Origin of the sequence: Streptomyces sp. NPDC008163, from assembly GCF_042956885.1 — a bacterium.
Lineage (GTDB): Bacteria > Actinomycetota > Actinomycetes > Streptomycetales > Streptomycetaceae > Streptomyces > Streptomyces drozdowiczii_A.
This window is the reverse complement of sequence record NZ_JBIBHG010000015.1, coordinates 79,155-103,778: the sequence shown is the minus strand read 5'-3', so window position 1 is coordinate 103,778 and position 24,624 is coordinate 79,155. Positions and strand designations below refer to the sequence as shown.

Sequence of the window (24,624 nt, the reverse complement as noted above, 5' to 3'; positions counted from 1 at the left end):
ATCAGGCCGCGGCGTCTGGTGCGGTGCATCGCAAGGCGCCGGAGCGTCTCGGCTGGGGTCTCCCCTGCTCGAACGGAGTTGAGAGCTTGGGGAAGGAGCTATTGGGGCGTTTCGGCAACGCCGCGAGGTGCCGTGCCAGGCGTCGCGGACCCGGCCATGATCGGCAAGACGCCCCCTAGGGCCTGGCCTTCCGGGGTGAGGCCCGGGGGCGCCGCGCACCCCGCCTTGCGCAAAAAGTCCAATATGTCGGGTTATCGTGCTGCGGTACTCACGCGCCGCCGGGCGGCTCCGCCTCCGCCGTCCCATTTCCTGCGAGAGAAGCGATGCTCCAGGCCATCGGACTCACCAGCACCCCTTCCCGTGGACAAACCCTCGCCGTGGACGACCTCACCTTCGACGCGGAGCCGGGGTGCGTCACCGCACTGCTGGGGGCGCCGGGTTCCGGAAAGACCGCGGCGCTTCGGTTGATGCTCGAACTGGAGCCTGGCCGCGGGGTCACCTACTTCCGGGGCAGGCCGCTGCATCGCGTTCCGAACCCGGCCGGCGAGGTGGGGGTGGTGCTGGGCGATGTGCCCGGTCACCCCGCGCGCACCGTTCGAGGGCAGCTCCGCATGCTCTGCGCCGCTGCGGGCGTACCTGTCTCCAGGGCCGACGAACTGCTCGACGTGGTGGGTCTTGCCGGTCTGAGGGATCATCGCATCGCCACGCTCTCCCTGGGCATGGATCGTCGGCTCGCGCTCGCCTGCGCGTTGCTCGGGGATCCGCACACGCTCCTTCTGGACGATCCGGCGGAGGGGCTGGGGGCGAGGGAGGCCGACTGGCTGCACGGGATGCTGCGTTCGCACGCCGAGCGGGGCGGGACCGTGCTCTTCGCGACCAGGGACCCCAAGGAGGCCGCCCGCTCGGCGGGCCATGTGGTCACCCTCGACGGTGGGCGTGTGGTCGCCGACCAGGACGGGACGGCCTTTTCCCGTACTCGGCTGCGACCTCGTGTGGCGGTCCGCTCCCCGCAGGCCGCCCGCCTCGCCGCGATCGTCAGCCGGGAAGCGCGTGCTGCCCGGCGCCCGGTGGAGGTCGTCGCCGAGGCGGCCGGTAACCGGCTCTCCGTGTACGGCAGCAGCTGCGCCGAAGTGGGCGACGCCGCATTCCGGCACGGGCTGCCCGTTCACCAGCTCGCCGACGAAGTGGGTGACATGCTCCCCGTACGCGCGACCGATGCCCCGGCCGGTCGCGCCTCCGGCATGGCCGATGCCGGTGCCGTCCTCGCGGCCCAGGGTGAGCGAGCCGCGCCCCGCCCGGCCGGAGCCGATGTCCGCACAGCGTCATCGCGGAGAGCTGCCGGTGGCAACGCCGGCACCTCTGCCCGCCCCGCGCGGGGCCAGTGCCCGCCGCCGATCAGGCGGCGCCCGGCCCGCGGCCCGCTGCGGCCGGTGCGCTACGAACTGCGCCGCTTGTTCGGTGTACGGACGACGACCATGATCCTGGCCGCCGTTCTGGTCGCTTCCGTGGGTCTCTCCGTACTGCTCGCCCGTGACGCCCGCACCCCGCTTGTCCATGTGATCGCCGCCTGGCCATCGCTGCTGCCGCTTCCGCCCGCCGCACTCGGGGCCGGGCTTCTCGGGGCGCTCTCCTTCGGAGACGAGTTCCGCTACCCGGCACTCGCGGCCGGGCGGGGGCGTGTGCCCCGCAGACTCGGGTTGCTCCTCGCCAAACTGGTGGTGTCAGGAGGAGTCGCTCTCCTGCTGGCGTCGCTCGTCGTGCTCGGTTCGGCCGCGACCCTGCGCGTCGTCTACGGCGGAAGCCTGCTCGACGTCCCCTCGAACGTGGTGTCGCTGGCGGTGAGCTGGTCCGCCCTGACCATTGGTTGCGCCTGGGCAGGGCTGCTGGCCGCCGGGATCTTCCGGGTGACGTCCGCAGGCCTCGCCGCGGTGCTCGCCGTACCCGTGCTGATGGTGCCGCTCGTCGAGCGAATGCCGAAGGCGGCGAGCACACGTTCGATGGCTGGGCTTCCGAGCCGGCTGCGGGACCTGGCATGGCTCCAGTGGCCGGGGGCGGCGGACCGGTGGATTCTGGCCGGCGTACGGATCGTGGCACATCCCGTGGGCGCGGCTCTGACACTGTCCCTGTCGGTCCTGACCTGTGCGTTTCTGCTCACCAGCCTTCGCGGGAGGGTGCGTTGGTGAGCGAGCGGCACGGCAGGAGACGATGCTTCCGTAACCCCTGCAGCGAAACGTCCTGTTTATACCAGTAAGGCGTCAATTGAGGGGCGGGTGCCGATCACCCTTTCGTGTGCTTTTCAGCAAAGACCTCAAGGGGTGGAGGGGACCCGCCGACAAAGGATGCGTGAGTACCCTTGCGCACACCATGATGACCACCGCCCGCTCCGCCGATTCCGGCCTCGCCGGCCCGGGTGAACTCGACCGTTACTCGTACGCGGAGTCGCCGGCCGGCGAGCGCGCCGCCGCGCGCTCCTGGGACGGTGCCGAGGCCGAACTCGGCCGGGTGGGCCGACGGGGCTCGGCCAGCCGTGGCCGCGGGCTCCATGGCCAACTCGTCCAGCAGTTGGGGCAGATGATCGTCTCCGGTGACCTCGGTGCGGACCGCCCCCTGGTGCCCGAAGAGATCGGCCAGCGTTTCGAGGTTTCCAGGACCGTAGTGCGGGAATCGCTGCGCGTGCTGGAGGCGAAGGGCCTGGTCAGTGCCCGCCCCAATGTCGGTACCCGGGTGCGGCCGGTCAGTGACTGGAATCTGCTCGATCCCGACATCATCGAATGGCGCGCCTTCGGCCCGCAGCGTGATGACCAGCGCCGTGAGCTGGGTGATCTCAGGTGGACGATCGAGCCGCTTGCCGCCCGCCTTGCCGCAGGGCATGGGCGTGAGGATCTTCAGCAGCGCCTGGTCGACATGGTCGAGATCATGGGGCACGCGCTCGGGCAGGGCGACATGATCACGTGCGCCCGTGCCGACGCCGAATTCCACGCCCTGCTGATCCAGGCCGCGGGCAACCGCATGCTGGAGCACCTTTCGGGGATCGTCTCCGCGGCTCTGCAGGTGTCCGGCGGGCCGGCCACCGCGTGCGATCGGCCCAGCGAGGCATCGCTAGCCCTGCACGCGCGCATCGTGGATGCCCTCGCGTCCGGTGACTCGGCGGGTGCCGAGTCGGCCATGCGCCAGTTGCTGGTCGGGCACCACGAGACGGAACGCGTGGTGCCGGCGCCGCGCGAGCAGCACTGACTGGGGCGCGGGCAGGGTATACGCCCCCCGTGCCGCCGGACCCTGAGGTCCGGCGGCACGGGGCGGAGAGATGTCGCCTTGGTCGTGTTCATCGCAAATGGGGTGTGACTCGGGCCACGCGGAACGGCCGTAACACTCCTTGAAACAGCGCGATGACTTAAGAGGTGACCGTCGCAGAAGGAATACAGCAGCCGCCCAAGGCGCTGTGCAGTTCTGAGGCCAAGCCCGCGCCGTCGGTGCATTCCCCGCCCGTCGGTCGTCGGTTCCAGCCCTCTCCCGGGCCGGGCCGGAAGCCGTTTCCATCGTTCCGAGAGGTTGTTCGTGTCGGCCAGCACATCCCGTACGCTCCCGCCGGAGATCGCCGAGTCCGAATCTGTGATGGCGCTCATTGAGCGGGGAAAGGCTGATGGGCAGATCGCCGGCGACGACGTGCGTCGGGCCTTCGAGGCTGACCAGATTCCGCCAACCCAGTGGAAGAACGTTCTGCGCAGCCTCAACCAGATCCTCGAGGAAGAGGGTGTGACGCTGATGGTCAGTGCCGCGGAGCCGTCGAAGCGCGCCCGCAAGAGCGTTGCAGCGAAGAGCCCGGCCAAGCGCACCGCCACCAAGACCGTCGCGGCCAAGACGACGGTGACGCGGACTGTGGCGGCGCCCGCTGCCCCGTCCGCGGAGCCCGCGGACCCGGCGGCCGAGGAGGCTCCCGCGGCCGCGCCCGCGAAGAAGGCCGCAGCCAAGAAGACGGCCGCCAAGAAGACCGCCGTGAAGAAGACGGCGGCCAAGAAGACGGCTGCCAAGAAGGCCGGCAAGCAGGACGAGGAGATCCTCGACGGCGACGACGTCGTCGAAGAGGTCAAGGCCGGCAAGGGCGAGGAAGAGGAGGGCGAGGGCGAGAACAAGGGCTTCGTCCTCTCCGACGACGACGAGGACGACGCGCCCGCGCAGCAGGTCGCCGTCGCCGGTGCCACCGCCGACCCGGTCAAGGACTACCTCAAGCAGATCGGTAAGGTCCCGCTCCTCAACGCCGAGCAGGAGGTCGAGCTCGCCAAGCGCATCGAGGCGGGTCTCTTCGCCGAGGACAAGCTGGCGAACTCCGACAAGCTCGCCCCCAAGCTCAAGCGCGAGCTGGAGATCATCGCCGAGGACGGCCGCCGCGCCAAGAACCACCTGCTGGAGGCCAACCTCCGTCTCGTGGTGTCGCTGGCCAAGCGCTACACCGGTCGCGGCATGCTTTTCCTGGACCTGATCCAGGAAGGCAACCTCGGCCTGATCCGCGCGGTGGAGAAGTTCGACTACACCAAGGGCTACAAGTTCTCCACGTACGCCACCTGGTGGATTCGTCAGGCGATCACCCGCGCCATGGCCGACCAGGCACGCACCATCCGTATCCCGGTGCACATGGTCGAGGTCATCAACAAGCTCGCCCGTGTCCAGCGCCAGATGCTCCAGGACCTGGGCCGCGAGCCCACTCCGGAGGAGCTGGCCAAGGAACTCGACATGACCCCCGAGAAGGTCATCGAGGTCCAGAAGTACGGCCGTGAGCCGATCTCCCTCCACACCCCGCTGGGTGAGGACGGGGACAGCGAGTTCGGTGACCTGATCGAGGACTCCGAGGCGGTCGTCCCGGCCGACGCGGTGAGCTTCACGCTCCTCCAGGAACAGCTCCACTCGGTACTGGACACGCTGTCCGAACGTGAGGCGGGCGTGGTCTCCATGCGCTTCGGCCTCACCGACGGGCAGCCGAAGACGCTGGACGAGATCGGCAAGGTCTACGGAGTGACGCGAGAGCGCATCCGTCAGATCGAGTCCAAGACCATGTCCAAGCTGCGCCACCCGTCGCGCTCGCAGGTTCTGCGCGACTACCTCGACTAGGCCGCAGCGGCGTCACCACGTAGTGCGGGCCCGGATCCCCCCTGGGATCCGGGCCCGCACTACGTGGCGTACCGATTTCCAGGTGAGGTGCGCGGCGGAGGTGCGCATCAGTGTCGCTGGAATGACTCTGGGTAGGCATGGTCCATCACAGAGTCAGGAGTACGCATGTCCCGCACTGTCGTCCGCACCTTGACCGGGGCGCTCGCCCTTGCCGCCACCACGGTTGTGATACCGCTCGCCTCTCCCGCTGCGGCGGTCGCCGACAGCATCGTCATCGGCGGCCAACCGGCTCACGTGGCGGACAGTCCCTGGGTGGTGGCGCTGTCCAGCCGTGACCGGTTCGGGGGTACCCGGGCCGGTCAGTTCTGTGGCGGCGTCGTGGTGGAGCCGAAGAAGGTGCTCACCGCTGCCCACTGCCTGAGCCGTGAGGCGCTGGGCACCGACGTGGACCAGGTGAGCGATCTGCGGATCATTTCCGGTCGGGATGAGTTGAACGGCACGGGTGGCAAGGAGATCCCGGTCAGCAGTACGTGGGTGAACCCCGGGTTCGACGCCAACACCAACAGCGGGGACGTCGCGGTGCTCACCCTCTCCGAGGCACTGCCCGAAGGAAGCACGATTCCCCTGGCCGAGGCCGGTGACTCGGCGTACCGGGCGGGTACTCCCGCGGTCGTGTACGGGTGGGGTGACACCACGGGATACGGCGACTACGCGTCGTCGCTCAGGTCCGCCCAGGTGGACATCCTGCCCGACAGCTCGTGCGAGCAGGCATACCCGGGCGGCAGCACCGGTACGTACGACGCCTCATCGATGCTCTGCGCGGGCGAACCCGAGGGTGGGTACGACGCGTGCCAAGGAGACAGCGGAGGGCCTCTGGTGGCCCAGGGGCGGCTCGTGGGGCTGGTGTCGTGGGGCAACGGCTGCGGTCGCGCCGGCAGCCCCGGTGTCTATACGCGGATCTCCGCCGCCATCGGCTGGATGGCGAACGCCGGCTGACCGGCGCGGGCTCCGCAGGTACGAGAACGGGCGGCTTCCCTCACGGGGAGGCCGCCCGTCGGCCGGTCGGGACCGGCCCCTGGCTCGTCGTGGATGCAGAGGTGTCAGTGTTCCTCTTCGGCGGCTTGGGCCTGCACGGCCGTCAGCCGGTCCGTCTCATCCTGTATTTCCGCGGCGATCTTCTTGAGTTCCGGCTCGAACTTGCGACCGTGGTGGGCGCAGAAGAGCAGTTCACCGCCACTGATGAGTACGACGCGCAGATATGCCTGGGCGCCGCAACGGTCACAGCGGTCTGCTGCGGTCAGCGGGCTCGCGGGGGTCAGAACAGTAGTCACGTCGCCTCTTCTCTAGCTCGACGAGCTGTCGTACCAGGGTCAACATCCAACCAGGCCGAAAACGTTCCCGCTCGTGGCTTTTCTTCGAAACTTCTTCTCGGTATGGCTGTCTGTTGCCGGTTCGCGGCGAATGTGCCGTATTGCGTGGCGCTACGGTTTCGCGTTGCTTGGCTTGGGTCGGTCCGGGCCGGCTGGCTTGCCGGGTTGTTCATGAGGACGTGCCCGGAGCCTAAATGGTTCATGCCTGGAAGGGAACGTGATGTGCACGTCACCCCTACGAGGGGATCGAACATGCATGCGAGCCTGGTTTAGGGTGAGGTTCTTCTAGGGTGGCGTTTCACCCGCTCTACCAGGCATCGGTACCCTCACAGCGGCACCGAAGCCGAGCCCGTGACCCACAGGGCCCCAAATGAAATTCAGCGAGGAGCGAACCGCGTGACCGCCGATACGTCCGTGCCGTCCACTGCGCTGCTGACCGGAGCAGACCGAGACGGTTCCAACTACACCGCGCGGCACCTGCTCGTACTCGAGGGGCTCGAAGCGGTTCGCAAGCGCCCGGGCATGTACATCGGGTCCACCGACAGCCGCGGTCTGATGCACTGCCTCTGGGAGATCATCGACAACTCCGTCGACGAGGCCCTCGGCGGCTACTGCGATCACATCGAGGTCGTACTGCACGACGACAACTCCGTCGAGGTCCGGGACAACGGCCGGGGCATCCCGATCGATGTCGAGCCCAAGACGGGCCTTTCCGGCGTCGAGGTCGTCATGACCAAGCTGCACGCCGGAGGCAAGTTCGGCGGCGGCTCCTACGCCGCGTCCGGCGGGCTGCACGGCGTCGGCGCCTCCGTGGTCAACGCCCTCTCCGCCAGGCTCGACGTCGAGGTCGACCGCAACAGCGCGACCCACTCGATCAGCTTCCGGCGCGGTGTCCCGGGGATCTTCACCGAGCAGGGCCCGGACAGCCCGTTCGACCCGGCCAACGGACTGCGCAAGGGCAAGCGCGTCCCGAAGACGCGCACCGGCACACGGGTGCGGTACTGGGCCGACCGGCAGATCTTCCTCAAGGATGCCAAGCTCGGTCTGGAGACGCTCCACCAGCGGGCCCGCCAGACGGCCTTCCTCGTCCCCGGCCTGACCATCGTCGTACGCGACGAGCGCGGCCTGGACGGTTCGGGCAAGACGGAGGAGACCTTCCGCTTCGACGGAGGCATCAGCGAATTCTGTGAATACCTGGCCCAGGACAAGGCCGTCTGTGACGTGCTGCGTCTGACCGGGCAGGGCACGTTCAAGGAGACCGTCCCGGTCCTGGACGATCGCGGACACATGACGGCTACCGAGGTCACCCGTGAGCTGGGCGTGGACATCGCGCTGCGCTGGGGCACCGGGTACGAGACCAATGTGAAGTCCTTCGTCAACATCATCGCCACCCCCAAGGGCGGCACCCACGTGACCGGTTTCGAGCGCTCATTGACCAAGACGGTCAATGAGGTGCTGCGTTCCGCGAAGCTGCTGCGCGTGGCCGAGGACGACATCGTCAAGGACGATGCCCTCGAGGGCCTCACCGCGGTCGTGACCGTACGCCTGGCGGAGCCGCAGTTCGAAGGCCAGACGAAGGAGGTGCTCGGCACCTCTGCGGCCAACCGGATCGTCGCCAATGTCGTGGCCAAGGAGCTCAAGGCGTTCCTGACCTCCACCAAGCGGGACGCGAAGGCGCAGGCCAGGGCTGTTCTCGACAAGGCGGTGGCGGCTGCTCGCACCCGGATCGCGGCCCGCCAGCACAAGGACGCCCAGCGCCGCAAGACGGCGCTTGAGTCGTCATCGCTGCCGGCGAAGCTCGCCGACTGCCGCAGCGACGACGTTGAGCGCAGCGAGCTGTTCATCGTGGAGGGCGACTCCGCGCTCGGCACGGCGAAGCTCGCCCGGAACAGCGAGTTCCAGGCGCTCCTGCCGATCCGCGGCAAGATCCTCAACGTTCAGAAGGCGTCGGTTTCCGACATGCTGAAGAACGCCGAGTGCGGTGCGATCATCCAGGTCATAGGAGCCGGTTCCGGGCGTACCTTCGACATCGACGCCGCGCGGTACGGCAAGATCGTTCTGCTGGTCGACGCCGATGTCGACGGCGCCCACATCCGGATCCTGCTGCTGACGCTCTTCCAGCGGTACATGCGGCCGATGGTCGAGGCGGGCCGGGTCTTCGCCGCCGTGCCGCCGCTGCACCGGATCGAACTTGTCCAGCCCAAGAAGGGCCAGGACAAGTACATCTACACCTACTCGGACAACGAGCTGCGCCAGCGGCTGCTGGAGCTCCAGCGCAAGAACATCCGGTACAAGGACTCGATCCAGCGCTACAAGGGGCTGGGCGAGATGGACGCCGACCAGCTGGCGGAGACGACGATGGACCCCCGTCACCGCACGCTGCGGCGGATCAACATCGGTGATCTGGAGTCCAGCGAGAAGGTCTTCGACCTGCTGATGGGCAACGAAGTGGCCCCGCGCAAGGAGTTCATCACCAGTTCGGCGGCGACGCTGGACCGCTCGCGCATCGACGTCTGAGCGTCGCTCCGGGGCCCGGCCGGCGTTCCGGCGACGGCTGGTCCCGGATGTCGTCTCCACCCGTGGGTGGAGACGACATCTCCACCCATGATCCACCCGGGAGCCGATCTACTCGGCGAGGCTCTTCCGTAGCTTCGGAGATGCAGAACTTCTCGCATCTCGGAGGCGCCCATGTCCGGGCTCGTCAATGCCCTGGTGATCATCGCGGTCATCGTCCTCGTCGTGGTCCGCCAGTGCTCGGCGCAACGGATCTCCGGCGGCCGCCGCTGGTGGGTGCTCCCCGGCGTTCTGTGCTTCATGGCCCTGAGGGAGCCCGGACTTCTCGACCCCCACCATCGGATAACCTCGGCCCTTGTCCTGGGCGCCGAGCTCCTCGTCGGTCTGGTCACGGGTGCCGGATGGGCGTGGACATCCCGTGTCTGGCGCGCCGAGGACGGCTCCCTGTGGAGCAAGGGGACCAGGTCCACGGCTCTGGTCTGGGTCTGCGGACTGGCCCTGCGGGCGGCTCTGTACGGCGTCGCGGCGGTGCTGGGCGTGCGTCAGGGCACCCCCGCGCTCATGGTGGCTCTCGCGGCGACTCTGCTGGTCCGGGAAGGGCTGCTGGCACGCCGGGTCGCAGCGATATCCGGGCCGCGCAGTGGGCTCGTCGGCGGTGCCGCGGTGCGGCAGGAGTGGAAGGACCGCGTGTGACACCCGATGCCTGGACGAGCTGGCCGTCGAGGGAGGCGCTCGCCCGGGACACCCGCAGACGCTCGCACAGCGTGATCGCCTGGTCCGTGCGGGCCGGCCTGCTCACTCTGATGCTGTGGGGGACCTTCACCAACGGGCTGTTCGGTCCCTGGGAGATCGCCGTCGGGCTGATCGGGGTGCTCGTCTGCGCACTGCTCGCTGTCGCCTTCTTCCGGACGAGTCTCGACAACCGCCTGTGGCCGTCGCTCGGTCTGCTCGGGATGCTCATGCTGGCCGGATTCGGGGCGGGGCAGGCGGGGGCGACGGTGCCCGCGACGGTGCTCTGGTGCGCCTGCGCCGTCGCCGCTCTGGAGCGGCTGCCCCTGGTGGCGGGAGTGCCGGCGACAGCGGTGGCCCTCGGCGCCTATGTTGTGGTCGATACCGAGGACTGGCCGACCACCGCGGTGACCACGGTCGGCCTCTGCCTCGCCGGGTACGTGCTCCGGCTGGACGCCGAGGCCCGTGGCAGTGCGCAACGGCTGCTCACCCAGGAACGGGCGGCCCTGGTCGCGGAGGCGGAGAGGGCCGCGCTGGACGAGCGTGCCAGGATCGCCCGGGAGATCCACGATGTGCTGGCGCACAGCCTCTCCGCGCAGCTGGTGCATCTGGAGGCCGCGCGCCTGCTGATCGAGAGAGAGCCCGCCGGGGAGTTCAGGGATCAGGTTCTGCAACGGGTGGTCGCTGCCCGGTCGATGGCCCGGGAGGGCCTCTCCGAGACCCGTCAGGCGCTTTCCGCGCTACGGGGCGAGGTGTCACCTGTGGAGGACTTCCTGAGGCAGCTGGCGACGGATGAGCCGGCCGAGATCAGGGTCGAGGGGGAGCGGCGCGCACTGACCGCCCAGGCGTCGCAAGCGGTCCGCCGGGTGGCGCAGGAGGCCCTGACCAACGTGCGCAAGCACGCGCCCGGAGCCAGGGTGCGGCTCCGGCTGGAGTACCAGCCCGACTTCGTCGTGCTGGAGGTCAAGGACTCGGGAGGGCGGAGTCCGGAAGGGGACCTGGCTGTCAGCGGCTCCGGATACGGTCTGCTCGGGATGCGGGAGCGGGCCGAGTTGCTGGGCGGCACGCTGGAGGCAGGTCCGGGCAAGGAGGGGTTCGTGGTGAGTCTGCGGGTGCCCGCGTGACGGCGCGGGTGGTGGTGGCCGACGACCAGGCGGTGGTACGGGAGGGCATCGTCATGCTGCTCGGCCTGCTGCCCGGCATCGAGGTGGTCGGATCGGCGAAGGACGGGGAGGAAGCGGTCGCGCAGGTGGCCGAGCACGCGCCGGACGTGGTGCTGATGGACCTGCGGATGCCCCGCTGCGACGGGGTGGAGGCGACCCGGCGTATCCGTGAGGAGTTCCCCGGCACGCAGGTCGTGGTGCTCACGACCTTCGCGGACGACGACTCCCTGTTCCCCGCGCTCAGGGCGGGCGCACGGGGATATCTCACCAAGGACGCCGGGGGCGACGAGATCGTGAGGGCCGTCCACGCTGTGCTCTCGGGTGAGGCGGGGCTCTCGCCGACGGTGCAGCGCCGGCTCCTGGAGCAGGTGACCGAGGGGCCACTCGGGACCGGTGGTGGTGAGCCGGAGCCGCCTGACGGGATGACTCCCCGGGAGGCCGAGGTGCTGGTCCTGATCGCCGAGGGGATGTCCAACGCGGACATCGCCCGCGCCCTCCACATCTCTCAGGCCACGGTGAAGAGCCACATCAACAACCTCTTCGCCAAGGCGGGCCTGCGCGACCGGGCTCAGGCGGTGCGCTATGCGTACATGCGGGGGATGGTGCGCCCACCCGGGAGATCCTTCACCTGAAGAGGTGAAGTCTCACGAATGAAGTGCCCTGGATCTTCCCCATCTGACCATTCTTGGATATGCGGCCGAAGTGGTCCGTGGACAAGGGGAGTTGTTCGGTGGAGAAGGAAGCAGGGCGCGAGTCCGCGGCGATGCGGCTCGACGACCCGTGGGACGACGCGCTGACCTCCGGATGGGGGGAGCCGGGCGGCGCGGCCGGCACCACGTCCGCCGCGGTGCCCGGGCCGACCGCACCACGCGGTGGCCACAGCGCGGCCGACATCTATCTGGAGGTGCAGCGCAGCGAGGCGTTCCAGGAGGTGCGCCGTCGCTACCGGCGCTTCGTCGTACCCGCCACCGCGGCCTTCTTCGTCTGGTACCTCGCCTATGTCGTCACCGCGGTCACCGCGCCCGGGCTGATGGCGCGCCCGGTGGCCGGGGCGGTCAATGTGGCGATGGTGGTGGGGCTCGGCCAGTTCCTGACGACGTTCCTGCTCACCGGGGCGTACGCCCGGCACGCGCGGCTGCGCAGAGACCGGGCGGCGCTCGATCTGCGTTGGGAGACGCAGGAGATGACACGGGGGGCCGGGCGTTGAGCGGCGACCACCAGACCCTGGCGCTGCTGTTGTTCAGCGCCTTCATCGCGGTCACCCTGGGCATCACCACGTGGGTGAGCCGCAACAGGCACGGCTCGGCTGAGGAGTTCTACGCGGGCGGCCGACTGTTCTCGCCCATGGAGAACGGTTTCGCCATCGCGGGCGACTACATGTCCGCCGCATCCTTCCTGGGCATCTCCGGGCTGATCGCCCTCTTCGGCTACGACGGCATGCTGTACTCGGTCGGCTTCCTGGTCGCCTGGCTCGTCGTTCTGCTGCTCGTCGCCGAACTCGTGCGCAACTGCGGCCGGTTCACGCTCGCCGACGTGGTCGCGGCCCGGATGTCGGAGCGCCCGGTCCGCATCGCCGCGGGGACGTCGTCGGTCACCGTGTCCGTGCTCTATCTGGTGGCGCAGATGGTCGGCGCCGGCAGTCTGGTGGCGCTGCTTCTCGGCGGTACGAGTGGTGCCGCGCGTTCCTGGACCGTCGTCGGTGTCGGAGCGCTCATGGTCGTGTACGTCTCGCTCGGCGGGATGCGTGCCACCACCTGGATCCAGATCGTCAAGGCCGTTCTGCTGATGGCGGGCACCGTGGTGCTCACCGTGCTCGTGCTGGTCCACTTCCACGGGAACTTCAACGCGTTGCTCAACTCCGCCGCCGACCGCAGCGGGTACGGCAAGGACTTCCTCTCGCCCGGTCTCCGGTACGGCGGGAGCTGGACGGCGCGCATCGACTTCATCAGCCTCGGCCTCGCCCTGGTGCTGGGCACGGCGGGGCTGCCGCACATCCTGTCCCGCTTCTACACCGTTCCCACCGCCCGCGCCGCCCGTCGGTCCGTCGTCTGGTCCATCGGCCTCATCGGCAGCTTCTACCTGATGACCATCGTGCTGGGGTTCGGGGCTGCCGCCCTGGTCGGCTCGGCCGCCGTACGGGAGTCGAATGCCGCGGGGAACACGGCGGTGCCGTTGCTGGCCATGGTGCTGGGCGGGGGAGAGGGCTCCACCGGGGGGACGATCCTGTTCGCCGTGGTCGCCGCCGTCGCCTTCGCGACCATTCTGGCCGTCGTCGCCGGGATCACCCTCGCCTCGTCGGCGTCCGTCGCCCACGATCTCTACGCCTCGCTCAAGCGGCCCGGCACCAAGCAGCGCAGCGAGGTGGCCGTCGCCCGGGTGGCGGCGGCGGGCATCGGCGTGGCCGCCATCGGGCTGGGCCTGCTCGCCCAGGATCTCAACGTCGCGTTCCTGGTGGGGCTCGCGTTCGCCGTCGCCGCGTCGGCCAATCTCCCGGTCCTGCTCTACTCGCTGTTCTGGCGGAACTTCACCACGCGCGGGGCGGTCTGGTCCGTCTACGGCGGGCTGATCCCCGCCGTGCTGCTCGTGGTGCTCTCCCCGGTCGTTTCCGGCAGTCCCAGCGCACTCTTCCCCGGTGTCGACTTCCAGGTCTTCCCCTTGGAGAATCCCGGCCTGGTCTCCATTCCACTGGGCTTCCTCGCCGGCTGGGTCGGGACCGTCACCGCGAACGAACCACCGGACGCGGCGAAGCACGCGGAGATCGAGGTGCGTGCGATGACCGGGGCCGGGGCGGTCTGAGCCGCAGGCCCGGACCGGCAGACACCATCCGTGCAGAACACGCACTCCTCCCAGAACGGAAGCCAGTTCAGGACGCGGTGGCGCACGCCGAGAGCACGCACCTGACGCCGCCCGGCCCCGCCCTCCGGGCGGACGACGGCAATGTGACGACAGGGCCTAGCGGCCTCCTGCGGCCCCGGCAGGACGTCCACGAACACCGCCGTACCGCCGTTGGCCAGGGACAGGTGCCGGCCGTCGCCTCCTTCGAACTCGTTCATGTCTTTGAGGGTATGGGCAGTTCGACTCATGCCCCGAGGGGTGCCTGGGCCGGGCGGTGACGGGTACGGTGGCGCCGGTGAGGGCGTGGAGCGGCGGCCCGCTGGGACTTGCTGAAATTCGTCTCTGATTCCGCCCCCACGCAATCTGCTTGCGTTTCTTGCGCTAATCTTGCGCGTATGACGCGACGACTTGCTCAGGTGGCACAGAAGGTTGGAGTCAGCGAGGCCACGGTCAGCCGGGTGCTCAACGGCAAGCCGGGCGTTTCCGACGCCACGCGGCAGGCCGTCCTCTCCGCGCTGGACGTCCTCGGTTACGAGCGCCCGACCCAGCTGCGCGGTGAACGGGCCCGCCTGGTCGGCCTCGTCCTGCCCGAACTGCAGAACCCGATCTTCCCCGCCTTCGCCGAGGTCGTCGGCGGCGCGCTCGCCCAGCAGGGCCTCACGCCGGTCCTCTGCACCCAGACCAAGGGGGGCGTGTCCGAGGCCGACTACGTCGAGCTGCTTCTGCAGCAGCAGGTCTCCGGCGTGGTCTTCGCCGGTGGTCTCTATGCCCAGGCCGATGCCCCGCACGACCACTACAAGGTGCTGGCCGACCGCAAGATCCCCGTCGTTCTGATCAACGCGGCCATTGCCCATCTCGGCTTCCCCTGCGTCTCCTGCGACGACTCCGTGGCCGTCGAGCAGGCGTGGCGCCATCTGGTGTCACTGGGCCACGAGCGCATCGGCCTGGTCCTCGGCCCCTCGGACCACATGCCCTCGCAGCGCAAGCTGGCCGCCGCCCGCGTGCTCGCCAAGGAGTCCGGCACGACCATCCCGGACGAGTGGGTGACCCGGGCGATGTTCTCACTGGAGGGCGGGCAGGCCGCCGCCGCGCGGCTGCTGGACGAGGGCGTCACCGGCTTCATCTGCGCCAGCGACCCGCTGGCCCTCGGAGCCGTGCGCGCGGCGCGGCGACGGGGCCTGTCGGTGCCCGACGACGTGTCCGTCGTGGGATACGACGACTCGGCCTTCATGAACTGCACCGAGCCCCCGCTCACCACCGTCCGGCAGCCGATCGAGGCCATGGGGCGGGCCGCCGTGGAGTTGCTCTCCGTGCAGATCGGCGGTCGCGCGGTGCCGTCGGACGAACTCCTCTTCGAACCGGAGCTGGTCGTCCGGGGTTCCACGGCCCAGCCTCCGCGTACGACTTCCCGCTGACCGTCGGGATTTTGCACCCCGGAAGCTGCCAATTGCGTACTTACGGGGACGGGAGTGGCTGAGGCGGCCGAGGGCCGGTGTAGTGCCCGCTGGGGCGCATCCGCAGCGGGCGTTCGCCGTACTCCTCCAGCGCATGCGCGATCCACCCCGCCGTACGGGAGATCGCGAACACCGTCTCCCCGGCCTCCGCGCGCATGCCCGAGGCGACCGAGAGCACGGCGAGGGCCAGGTCGACGTTGGCATGCAGAGGGACGTCCCGCGCGGTAGTCGCGACCACATCGCGGGCGGCGGCCAGCGCCGGTCCGGCCTCCGGAACCCGTTCGAGCAGGCCGAACAGCGTACGGGCGCGGGGGTCCTCGTCCGTGTACAGCCGGTGCCCGAGTCCCGGCACCCGGCGGCCGGCCCGCAGATGGTCCGCCACCACCGGCGCCGCGCCCCCGCGCTCCAGGACCTCGGCCAGCATGCGGTGGGCCAGACCGCTCGCCGCTCCGTGCAAGGGCCCTTCCAGCACGCCCAGCCCCGCCGACACCACCGCGTACGGATGCGCCCGAGCGGATGCGGCGACCCTGGCCGCCAGCGTAGAGGCGGCCAGATCGTGGTCGATCAGCAGCGCGAGCGCGGTGTCCAGCGCGGCGAGTGACGGTTCGTCGGGTCGATGAGCGGTGAGTTTCGGCCACAGTTGGGCAGCCAGACCGGAGAGCGCGACGGGTTCGCCCGGATCCACCGCGCCGTGCTCGCGGCCACCAGCCGTCGGCAGTGCCGCGACCAGCGTCGGGATCAGGCTGCGCGCACCGCCGAGCACGCTCTCGCGCGACAGGTCGAAGCGCAGCGGGTCGGCGGCAGCGGCGGCCACCACGGCCACTCGGAGCCGGTCCGTCGGTCCGCAGTGCACCGGTAGCGCTCCGACCGCCCGCCGGGCCGCCTCCACCGCTTGCCCCGGGGCCGTGAAGCGGACGCCCGCGCGCAGCTCACCGGTCCACAGCCACTCGGCGACCTCCTCGTACGAATGGCACTCGGCCAGCTCCGTCGCGTCCACGCCCCGGAAGTAGTAGTGGTTGTCGGTGATGAGGGTGATGCCCGTGCGGACGGCCGGCTCGCCCGTGGCGGGAGCCGTCTCCCTGCGCCCCGTGCGCCGGGCCAGCGCGTCGACCTCCGCCGCGTCGAACGTACTGCCGCGTCCGCCCGGCACCCGGCTGCTGCTCAGCTGGCCTCGGCTGACATACGCGTACACGGTCTCGGGCTTCACCCCGAGACGCTCGGCCGTCTCCCGCGTTGTGAGCCGCTGTCCGTCCGCCTCTGATCGCTCCGTCATGCCGCCACCGTATCCATATGCCGACCTCGGTATCCATGTATTCATGTTGATCGAATCAACATTGACAGAAATACAGTCATGCATGGACAGTCGAATCAACATCAAGGAGTCACCCGACCGTCCACGGAGGAAGCAATGACGACCATGACCGGCGGAACACCGCTCGATGTCCCCCGAGGTCTCGCGGGTGTCGTCGTGACCGATACGGCGCTCGGGGACGTCCGCGGCCGCGAGGGCTTCTACCACTACCGCCAGTACTCGGCGGTCGAGCTGGCGCAGGCCCGCAGCTTCGAGGACGTCTGGTATCTCATGACCGAGGGCGAGCTGCCCGGCCCGGTCGCCCGCGCCGACTTCGCCGCCCGCACGGCCGCCCTGCGCGTACTGCCCGATGCCGTACGCGACGCGCTGCCCGCCATAGCGCGTGCGAGCGCGGTGTCCGGACCGCTGTCCGGGCTGCGCACGACGCTCTCCCTGCTCGGCGCGTCGGCCGGATTCCGGCCGGTGTACGACATCGACGCGGACCGGCGCCGGGCCGACGCCCTGGCGGTCTGCGCCGCCGTCCCCACCGTGCTGACCGCCCTGCACCGCCTCGGCCAGGGCCTCGAACCCGTCGAGCCACGCGCCGACCTGCCGCACGCGGCCAACTACCTGTACATGCTGACCGGTTCTGTCCCGGACGAGGGGCGGGCCAGGGCGGTCGAGCAGTATCTGATCTCCACCGTGGACCACGGCTTCAACGCCTCGACGTTCACCGGACGGGTCGTCGCGTCGACCGGAGCGGATGTCGCCGCCTGCCTGGTGGCCGCTGTCGGAGCCCTTTCCGGCCCCCTGCACGGCGGCGCCCCCAGCCGCGCCCTGGACACGCTCGACGCGATCGGCACCCCCGACCGCATCGACGGCTGGATCCGCGAACGGGTCCTCGCCGGCGACCGGATCATGGGCTTCGGCCACCCGGTCTACCGCACCGAGGACCCCCGCTCCCGCATGCTGCGGTCCGTCGCCCAGGGCTTCGGCGGTCCGCTCGTGGACTTCGCTGTCGAGGTGGAACGCCAGGTGGAGGCGATCCTCGCCGAGCTGAAGCCGGGGCGCGAGCTGCACACCAACGTGGAGTTCTACGCCGGGGTCGTCATGGAGCTGTGCGGACTGCCGCGCGAGATGTTCACGCCCACCTTCTGCACGGCGCGGGTCGTGGGCTGGAGCGCCAATATCCTGGAGCAGGCGGAGGACTCGAAGATCATCCGCCCGGCGGCCCGCTACGTCGGTCCGCCCCCGCCCCAGCCGGTCCCGGCAGTCTGACCCCGCAGGAAGGCCCCCGTTGAGCCCGTCGTCGCCCCACCACCCCCGTATCCCGGTCATCGTCCTCGCGGGATTCCTGGGATCCGGCAAGACGACGCTGCTCAACCACCTCCTGCTCCACCGTGCGGGCAACCGGATCGGCGTGATCGTCAACGACTTCGGGGCCATCGAGATCGACGCCATGACGGTCTCCGGACAGGTCGGGTCCACCGTGTCGCTGGGCGGCGGCTGCCTGTGCTGCGCGGTCGACGCGAGCGAACTGGACACCTACCTGGAGACCCTGACCCGGCCCTCCGCCCGGCTCGACGTCATCGTCATCGAGGCGAGCGGCCTCGCCGAGCCGCAGGAGCTCGTCCGCATGATCCTCGCCAGCGACAACCCGCACATCGTGTACGGGGGACTGGTCGAGGTGGTCGACGCCGCCGAGTTCGAGGCGACCCGGGAGCGTCATCCGGAGATCGGCCGCCATCTAGCGGTGGCCGATCTCGTCGTGCTCAACAAGACGGACCGGGCCGGGAACGAGGAGTGTGCCCGCGTCCGGAAGGCTGTCGCGGAGACCGGCAGTACCGCGGTGGTCATCCCCGCCGCGTTCGGACGCATCGACCCCGAGCTGCTCTTCGACCCGGCGCTGCGGCCCGAGGCCGAGGAGAAGGCCCGTCAGCTCACCTTCGAGGACCTCTACCTGCAGGAGCGCGCGGCGGAGGACGCCGAGGGCCACGGGGGCCATCTGCACACCGCGTACGAGAGCGTCGACTTCGACTCCGACGTGCCGATGGACCCCCGCAGGCTGATGACGTTCCTCGACTCACGGCCCGAGGGGCTGTACCGCATCAAGGGGTACGTCGACTTCGGCGCGGGCGACCCCGGCAACGTCTACGGGGTGCATGCCGTCGGCAGGTTCCTGCGGTTCACCCCCAGGCCCTGGACGCGCGGCGAACCGAAGCGGACCCAACTCGTCCTGATCGGCTCCGGCATCGACGCACCGGCCCTGCGCGAGGAACTTGAACGCTGCGCAGTCACGGAGGGCCCGGCCGGGGAAACGCGGCAGGACGCCGCACACGAGCGAGCCATGTGGGGCGTCCTGCGTTACGTACAACAGCCCGGCGACGACGAGGCGTAGGGCGCCCCCGCCGCCGGGCCGGACGCCCTACGCCGGGCCGGCGATCACCGCGACCGGGCTCTCCAGCGGCGTCCCCGAACCGTCGCGCCGCGGGTCGGGCTCGGGCAGTGAGGCCGGAGCACCGTTCTTCTGCGCCGCCCTGGCCGGCAGCGCGCCCGCCCAGGCGAAGACCAGCACGTCCTCGCCCTTGAGGAACCGCTGGCAGCGCACCCCACCGGTCGCCCGGCCCTTGCGCGGATACTGGTCGAACGGGGTGAGCTTGCAGGTCAGGACCGAGTCGTCCAGCGTGCCGTGCGAACCGGCGACCGTGAACACCGCGGCGTCCACCGCCGGGTCCACGACCGCGAACGAGAGCACCCGGGCACCGGCCCCCAGCTTGACGCCCGCCATCCCGCCGGCCGGTCGCCCCTGCGGGCGCACCTGCGCGGCCGGATAGCGCAGGAGCTGCGCGTCCGAGGTGATGAAGACGAGGTCCTCCTCACCCGTCCGCAGCTCCACCGCACCGACGATCCGGTCGCCGTCCTTGAGGGTGATGACCTCCAGCTCGTCCTTGTTGGCCGGGTAGTCCGGCACGACGCGCTTGACGACGCCCTGCAGCGTGCCGATGGCGAGACCCGGTGACGCCTCGTCCAGCGTGGTGAGGCAGACGACCTCCTCGTCCGCCTCCAGCGTGAGGAACTCGCCGACCGTCGCCCCGCCCGACAGGTTGGGCGCCGCGTGCGTGTCCGGCAGCTGGGGGAGATCGATCACCGCGAGCCGCAGCAGCCGTCCGCTGGACGTCACCACCCCGACGTCACCGCGAGCGGTCGCCGCCACCGCCGAGACGATCACATCGTGCTTGGACCGTTTGCCGTCGCCGACGACGATCGGTTCGTCGTTGACCGTACGGGCCAGCAGGCCCGTCGAAGAGAGCAGCACCCGGCACGGGTCGTCCGCCACCTCCAGCGGCACCGACGCGACCTGCGAACCGGCCGACTCCAGCAGCACCGTACGCCGGGCCGTGCCGAACTTCTTCGCGACCGCTGCCAGTTCCGCCGAGACCAGCTTGCGCAGCTCGGTGTCCGATTCCAGGATCGTCGTCAGCTCGGCGATCTCGGCGTCCAGCCGGTCCCGCTCGCTCTCCAGCTCGATCCGGTCGAAGCGGGTGAGCCGCCGCAGCGGCGTGTCCAGGATGTACTGCGTCTGGATCTCGCTCAGCGAGAAGCGCTCCATGAGCCGCTCCTTCGCCTGCGCCGAATTGTCGCTGGACCGGATGAGCCGGATGACCTCGTCGATGTCGACCAGCGCGACGAGCAGGCCCTCGACCAGATGCAGCCGGTTGCGGCGCTTGGTCCGGCGGAACTCGCTGCGCCGGCGGACCACGTCGAAGCGGTGGTCGAGATAGACCTCCAGCAGCTCCTTCAGCCCCAGCGTGAGCGGCTGGCCGTCGACCAGCGCCACGTTGTTGATGCCGAAGGACTCCTCCATCGGCGTCAGCTTGTAGAGCTGCTCCAGCACCGCCTCCGGCACGAAGCCGTTCTTGATCTCGATGACCAGGCGCAGGCCGTGCGAACGGTCCGTGAGGTCCTTGACGTCCGCGATGCCCTGCAGCTTCTTCGCCGAGACCAGGTCCTTGATCTTGGAGATGACCTTCTCGGGGCCGACGGTGAAGGGCAGTTCGGTGACGACGAGGCCCTTGCGGCGCGGCGTGACGTTCTCCACGGCGACCGTGGCCCGGATCTTGAACGAGCCGCGGCCGTTGGCGTACGCGTCCTTGATGCCGCCGAGGCCCACGATCCGCCCGCCCGTCGGCAGGTCGGGACCGGGGACGTACCGCATCAGCGTCTCCAGGTCCGCGCCCGGATGCTTGATCAGATGCCGGGCCGCGGCGATGACCTCGCCCAGGTTGTGCGGCGGCATGTTGGTCGCCATGCCGACCGCGATCCCGGTCGTGCCGTTGACCAGGAGGTTGGGGTACGCCGCCGGGAGGACGACCGGCTCCTGCTCCTGACCGTCGTAGTTCGACTGGAAGGCGACCGTCTCCTCGTCGATCGACTCCGTCATCAGCGAGGTCGCGTCGGCCATCCGGCACTCGGTGTACCGCATGGCGGCCGGCGGGTCGTCGTTGCCCAGGGAGCCGAAGTTCCCGTGCCCGTCGACGAGGGGGAGTCGCATGGAGAACGGCTGGGCCATGCGCACCAGCGCGTCGTAGATCGACGCGTCGCCGTGCGGGTGCAGCTTGCCCATGACCTCGCCGACGACCCGGGCGCACTTCACGAAGCCGCGGTCCGGGCGCAGGCCCATCTCGTTCATCTGGTACACGATGCGGCGGTGCACCGGCTTCATGCCGTCACGGGCGTCCGGGAGGGCACGTGAGTAGATCACCGAGTACGCGTACTCGAGGAAGGAGCCCTGCATTTCGTCGACGACGTCGATGTCGAGGATCTTCTCCTCGAAGTCGACCGGCGGCGGGGTCTTCGTGCTGCGGCGGGCCATCGCTGCTGCGACTCCTTCACGGATTTCGAGCGGGCAACCTCAGGTTCCCTCAGGTTCTGACGCGGTCCATTGTGGACCGCCGCACTGACAACCCCGACCTCGACCCGTCCCAAAGGGCCCGCGCCGTCCGTCCCGAGGGGGCGGAGGACCACCTTCCGGGGAATTTCGCTCGCAGCTTCGCCGCACGGGAACTTCGGCAGGTGCCGGTTCGCTTGCATACAGTGGCGGGTGTCTTGAAGCAACCTTTCGAAGCAGCCTCCCGCAGCTGCTTCTTCAAAGGGACATCCAGTAGCGCGATCGAAGGGACGTACATGCCCATGGGTCACACGGCCACAGCCCAGGCCGGCTCCGGCGGCTTGACAGCGACCGAGCACCGTCTGGCCAACGGCCTGCGCGTGGTGCTCTCCGAGGACCATCTGACCCCGGTCGCGGCGGTGTGCCTCTGGTACGACGTCGGCTCACGCCACGAGGTCAAGGGCCGTACGGGCCTGGCCCACCTCTTCGAGCACCTGATGTTCCAGGGCTCCGGCCAGGTCAAGGGGAACGGACACTTCGAGCTGGTGCAGGGCGCCGGCGGCTCGCTCAACGGCACCACCAGTTTCGAGCGGACCAACTACTTCGAGACGATGCCCACGCACCAGCTGGAGCTGGCCCTGTGGCTCGAAGCCGACCGGATGGGCTCGCTGCTCGCCGCGCTCGACGAGGAGTCCATGGAGAACCAGCGCGACGTCGTCAAGAACGAGCGCCGCCAGCGCTACGACAACGTCCCGTACGGCACCGCGTTCGAGCGGCTGACCGCGCTGGCCTACCCCGAGGGCCACCCGTACCACCACACCCCGATCGGCTCCATGGCCGACCTGGACGCGGCGACCCTGGAGGACGCCCGCGCCTTCTTCCGTACGTACTACGCGCCCAACAACGCGGTGCTGTCGGTCGTCGGCGACATCGACCCCGAGCAGACCCTCGCCTGGATCGAGAAGTACTTCGGCTCCATCCCTTCCCACGACGGCAAGCAGCCGCCGCGCGACGGTTCGCTGCCCACGATCATGGGCGGCCAGCTGCGCGAGGAGGTACGCGAGGAGGTGCCGGCGCGCGCCCTGATGGCCGCCTACCGGCTGCCCCACGACGGCACCCGAGAGTGCGACGCCGCGGATCTCGCCCTGACCGTGCTCGGCGGCGGCGAGTCGTCCCGGCTGCACAACCGCCTGGTCCGGCGCGACCGTACGGCCGTGGCCGCCGGGTTCGGACTGCTCCGGCTCGCCGGGGCGCCCTCCCTGGGCTGGCTGGACGTCAAGACGTCCGGCGGCGTGGAAGTGACGGAGATCGAGGCCGCCGTGGACGAGGAGCTGGCCCGGTTCGCCGAGGAGGGGCCGACGGCCGAGGAGATGGAGCGCGCCCAGGCCCAGTTGGAGCGCGAATGGCTCGACCGCCTCGGTACGGTCGCGGGCCGCGCCGACGAACTGTGCCGGTATGCCGTGCTGTTCGGCGACCCGCAGCTCGCACTGTCCGCCGTGAACCGGGTGCTCGACGTCACGGCCGAGGAGGTCAAGGCCGCCGCGCGGGCGCAGCTGCGGCCCGACAACCGGGCGGTCCTGGTCTATGAACCGGTCGAGCCCGCCGAGGCCGACGAAGAGGCCGACGCCGCCACCGACACCGACGCGCACGAAGGGGCGGACCAGTGACCGACGCTGCCGCGACTGAAGTTTCGATGCAGTTCCACCCCCAGCCCGTTCCCGGCGTGGCCCGGCCCTGGGCCTTCCCGGCGCCCGAGCGCGGCTCGCTGCCCAACGGCCTCACCGTGCTGCGCTGCCACCGCCCCGGCCAGCAGGTCGTCGCCGTCGAGATCTTCCTCGCCGCCCCCCTGGACGCCGAGCCCGAGGGACTGGACGGCGTGGCCACGATCATGTCGCGGGCCCTGTCCGAGGGCACCGACAAGCAGAGCGCCGAGGAGTTCGCCGCCGAGCTGGAGCGGTGCGGCGCCACCTTCGACGCCCACGCCGACCACCCGGGCGTCCGCGTCTCCCTGGAGGTCCCGGCCTCCCGCCTGGCCAAGGCGCTCGGCCTGGTCGCCGAGGCGCTGCGGGCGCCGGCCTTCGCCGACAGCGAGATCGAGCGCCTGGTGAGCAACCGGCTGGACGAGATCCCGCACGAGCAGGCCAACCCGGCCCGCCGGGCGGCAAAGCAGCTCTCCAAGGAGCTCTTCCCGGCGACGGCCCGCATGTCGCGCCCGCGCCTGGGGACCGAGGAGACCATCCAGCGAATCGACGCCGCGGCCGTGCGCGCCTTCTACGACGCGCACATCCGCCCCTCCACCGCGACCGCCGTGGTCGTCGGCGACCTCACCGGCATCGACCTGGACGCGCTGCTCGCCGAGACCCTCGGCGACTGGTCGGGGAACACCGCCGAGCCCCGCCCCGTCCCGCCGATCACGGCCGACGACACAGGCCGCGTGATCATCGTGGACCGCCCCGGCGCGGTGCAGACGCAGCTGCTGATCGGCCGCATCGGCGCCGACCGCCACGACAGCGTGTGGCCCGCCCAGGTCCTCGGCACCTACTGCCTGGGCGGCACGCTGACCTCCCGGCTCGACCGGGTGCTGCGCGAGGAGAAGGGCTACACCTACGGCGTGCGGGCCTTCGCCCAGGTGCTCCGCTCCGGCGCCGCCGACTCCGGCTCGGGTGCGACGGGCGCCGCGATGCTCGCCATCAGCGGTTCCGTGGACACGGAATCCACCGGACCGGCGCTGGACGACCTGTGGAAGGTCCTGCGGACGCTGGCCGCCGAGGGCCTGACGGACGCCGAGCGCGAAACGGCCGTGCAGAACCTCGTGGGCGTCGCCCCCCTGAAGTTCGAGACGGCGGCCTCCGTGGCGAGCACCCTCGCCGACCAGGTCGAGCAGCACCTCCCGGACGACTACCAGGCGACGCTGTACGCCCGCCTCGCCGAGACCGGCACTGTCGAGGCGACCGCGGCCGTGGTCAACGCCTTCCCGGTGGACCGGCTGGTCACGGTCCTGGTCGGTGACGCCTCGCGCATCGAGGAGCCGGTCAGGGCACTCGGCATCGGAGAGGTGTCGGTCGTCACGGGCTGACCGGTCGCCCCGCCCGCCGAACAGGCGACGAGGAGGGTCCGGCGCACGGTCGCGCCGGACCCTCCTCCTGCGACTCATCCCTTTTCCCCACTTCCACACCCTTTGGGCATGAAGATGCCGATCGGACCTGTGGGATGCGCTACAAAGCCCGGTGTCCGTTTGGTGACGGGAAGTCCGTCCGTTTAGCGTCGGGTCCGCTGT

At 70.0% G+C, this 24,624-nt stretch carries 18 protein-coding genes; 15 read left to right on the top strand and 3 right to left on the bottom strand.

What is annotated here, in order from left to right:
• Nucleotides 1-323 precede the first annotated feature (323 nt).
• The 4 genes from ACFZAT_RS28945 to ACFZAT_RS28930 all read left to right on the top strand — a co-directional run bounded on the left by ACFZAT_RS28945 (nt 324) and on the right by ACFZAT_RS28930 (nt 6,099).
• Nucleotides 324-2,183: an ATP-binding cassette domain-containing protein gene (locus ACFZAT_RS28945; protein WP_391268482.1), complete on the top strand. Its 1,860-nt coding sequence runs from the start codon at nt 324-326 to the stop codon at nt 2,181-2,183.
• Nucleotides 2,184-2,364: 181 nt separating this feature from the next.
• Nucleotides 2,365-3,234, top strand: a complete 870-nt coding sequence (locus tag ACFZAT_RS28940) for an FCD domain-containing protein (protein ID WP_391268481.1) — start codon at nt 2,365-2,367, stop codon at nt 3,232-3,234.
• 321 nt (nt 3,235-3,555) lie between these two features.
• The gene (locus ACFZAT_RS28935; protein ID WP_391268480.1) at nt 3,556-5,103 is read left to right on the top strand and encodes an RNA polymerase sigma factor; all 1,548 of its coding nucleotides are present in this window, start codon (nt 3,556-3,558) and stop codon (nt 5,101-5,103) included.
• Nucleotides 5,104-5,268: 165 nt separating this feature from the next.
• On the top strand, nt 5,269-6,099 hold the full coding sequence (locus ACFZAT_RS28930) for a trypsin-like serine protease (protein ID WP_391268479.1): 831 nt from the start codon (nt 5,269-5,271) through the stop codon (nt 6,097-6,099).
• 104 nt (nt 6,100-6,203) lie between these two features.
• Here the strand turns inward: ACFZAT_RS28930 and ACFZAT_RS28925 are convergent, their stop codons facing one another.
• Nucleotides 6,204-6,434 (bottom strand): hypothetical protein, encoded by a 231-nt coding sequence (locus ACFZAT_RS28925; protein ID WP_018105354.1) that lies wholly within the window; start codon nt 6,432-6,434, stop codon nt 6,204-6,206.
• A gap of 435 nt (nt 6,435-6,869) precedes the next feature.
• Between ACFZAT_RS28925 and ACFZAT_RS28920 the strand changes: the two genes are divergently transcribed.
• From ACFZAT_RS28920 to ACFZAT_RS28890, 7 genes are all read left to right on the top strand, one after another.
• A complete protein-coding gene (locus ACFZAT_RS28920; protein WP_391268478.1) occupies nt 6,870-8,990 on the top strand; it encodes a DNA gyrase subunit B in 2,121 nt (706 codons plus the stop codon).
• A 171-nt stretch (nt 8,991-9,161) separates the two neighbouring features.
• A complete protein-coding gene (locus ACFZAT_RS28915; protein WP_391268477.1) occupies nt 9,162-9,680 on the top strand; it encodes a DUF1453 domain-containing protein in 519 nt (172 codons plus the stop codon).
• Complete coding sequence (locus ACFZAT_RS28910) at nt 9,677-10,840, top strand: histidine kinase (RefSeq protein WP_391268476.1); 1,164 nt, start codon at nt 9,677-9,679, stop codon at nt 10,838-10,840. Before ACFZAT_RS28915 ends, ACFZAT_RS28910 begins: the two co-directional genes overlap by 4 nt.
• Entirely contained in the window at nt 10,837-11,511 is a 675-nt protein-coding gene (locus ACFZAT_RS28905; RefSeq protein ID WP_391268475.1) for a response regulator, read from the top strand. The genes ACFZAT_RS28910 and ACFZAT_RS28905 overlap by 4 nt, the downstream gene beginning before the upstream one ends.
• A gap of 131 nt (nt 11,512-11,642) precedes the next feature.
• Entirely contained in the window at nt 11,643-12,086 is a 444-nt protein-coding gene (locus ACFZAT_RS28900; RefSeq protein ID WP_391268542.1) for a DUF485 domain-containing protein, read from the top strand.
• A complete protein-coding gene (locus tag ACFZAT_RS28895) occupies nt 12,083-13,675 on the top strand; it encodes a cation acetate symporter (protein WP_391268474.1) in 1,593 nt (530 codons plus the stop codon). The genes ACFZAT_RS28900 and ACFZAT_RS28895 overlap by 4 nt, the downstream gene beginning before the upstream one ends.
• Nucleotides 13,676-14,109: 434 nt before the next feature.
• Nucleotides 14,110-15,129 (top strand): substrate-binding domain-containing protein, encoded by a 1,020-nt coding sequence (locus ACFZAT_RS28890; RefSeq protein WP_391268473.1) that lies wholly within the window; start codon nt 14,110-14,112, stop codon nt 15,127-15,129.
• A 40-nt stretch (nt 15,130-15,169) separates the two neighbouring features.
• Here the strand turns inward: ACFZAT_RS28890 and ACFZAT_RS28885 are convergent, their stop codons facing one another.
• Entirely contained in the window at nt 15,170-16,441 is a 1,272-nt protein-coding gene (locus ACFZAT_RS28885) for a citrate/2-methylcitrate synthase (RefSeq protein ID WP_391268472.1), read from the bottom strand.
• 135 nt (nt 16,442-16,576) lie between these two features.
• On the opposite strand from ACFZAT_RS28885, the gene ACFZAT_RS28880 reads away from it, so the two are divergent.
• The gene (locus ACFZAT_RS28880; protein WP_391268471.1) at nt 16,577-17,737 is read left to right on the top strand and encodes a citrate synthase; all 1,161 of its coding nucleotides are present in this window, start codon (nt 16,577-16,579) and stop codon (nt 17,735-17,737) included.
• A 19-nt stretch (nt 17,738-17,756) separates the two neighbouring features.
• Nucleotides 17,757-18,857 carry a GTP-binding protein gene (locus ACFZAT_RS28875; protein WP_391268470.1) on the top strand — a complete coding sequence of 367 codons (1,101 nt, stop codon included), beginning with the start codon at nt 17,757-17,759 and terminating at the stop codon, nt 18,855-18,857.
• A gap of 27 nt (nt 18,858-18,884) precedes the next feature.
• Here the strand turns inward: ACFZAT_RS28875 and ACFZAT_RS28870 are convergent, their stop codons facing one another.
• Complete coding sequence (locus ACFZAT_RS28870) at nt 18,885-21,332, bottom strand: DNA topoisomerase (ATP-hydrolyzing) (RefSeq protein ID WP_391268469.1); 2,448 nt, start codon at nt 21,330-21,332, stop codon at nt 18,885-18,887.
• Between the two features lie 311 nt (nt 21,333-21,643).
• On the opposite strand from ACFZAT_RS28870, the gene ACFZAT_RS28865 reads away from it, so the two are divergent.
• Nucleotides 21,644-23,014 (top strand): insulinase family protein, encoded by a 1,371-nt coding sequence (locus ACFZAT_RS28865; RefSeq protein WP_391268468.1) that lies wholly within the window; start codon nt 21,644-21,646, stop codon nt 23,012-23,014.
• A 26-nt stretch (nt 23,015-23,040) separates the two neighbouring features.
• Nucleotides 23,041-24,423 (top strand): insulinase family protein, encoded by a 1,383-nt coding sequence (locus ACFZAT_RS28860; RefSeq protein ID WP_391268467.1) that lies wholly within the window; start codon nt 23,041-23,043, stop codon nt 24,421-24,423.
• Nucleotides 24,424-24,624 lie beyond the last annotated feature (201 nt).

Excerpts from the sequence above, each read along its gene's own strand:
- ACFZAT_RS28915 (WP_391268477.1), top strand. The coding sequence starts at position 9,162 with ATGTCCGGGCTCGTCAATGCCCTGGTGATCATCGCGGTCATCGTCCTC.
- ACFZAT_RS28890 (WP_391268473.1), top strand. The coding sequence starts at position 14,110 with ATGACGCGACGACTTGCTCAGGTGGCACAGAAGGTTGGAGTCAGCGAG.
- ACFZAT_RS28870 (WP_391268469.1), bottom strand. The coding sequence starts at position 21,332 with ATGGCCCGCCGCAGCACGAAGACCCCGCCGCCGGTCGACTTCGAGGAG.
- ACFZAT_RS28945 (WP_391268482.1), top strand. The coding sequence starts at position 324 with ATGCTCCAGGCCATCGGACTCACCAGCACCCCTTCCCGTGGACAAACC.
- ACFZAT_RS28885 (WP_391268472.1), bottom strand. The coding sequence starts at position 16,441 with ATGACGGAGCGATCAGAGGCGGACGGACAGCGGCTCACAACGCGGGAG.
- ACFZAT_RS28880 (WP_391268471.1), top strand. The coding sequence starts at position 16,577 with ATGACGACCATGACCGGCGGAACACCGCTCGATGTCCCCCGAGGTCTC.
- ACFZAT_RS28930 (WP_391268479.1), top strand. The coding sequence starts at position 5,269 with ATGTCCCGCACTGTCGTCCGCACCTTGACCGGGGCGCTCGCCCTTGCC.
- ACFZAT_RS28900 (WP_391268542.1), top strand. The coding sequence starts at position 11,643 with ATGCGGCTCGACGACCCGTGGGACGACGCGCTGACCTCCGGATGGGGG.
- ACFZAT_RS28865 (WP_391268468.1), top strand. The coding sequence starts at position 21,644 with ATGCCCATGGGTCACACGGCCACAGCCCAGGCCGGCTCCGGCGGCTTG.
- ACFZAT_RS28940 (WP_391268481.1), top strand. The coding sequence starts at position 2,365 with ATGATGACCACCGCCCGCTCCGCCGATTCCGGCCTCGCCGGCCCGGGT.
- ACFZAT_RS28860 (WP_391268467.1), top strand. The coding sequence starts at position 23,041 with ATGCAGTTCCACCCCCAGCCCGTTCCCGGCGTGGCCCGGCCCTGGGCC.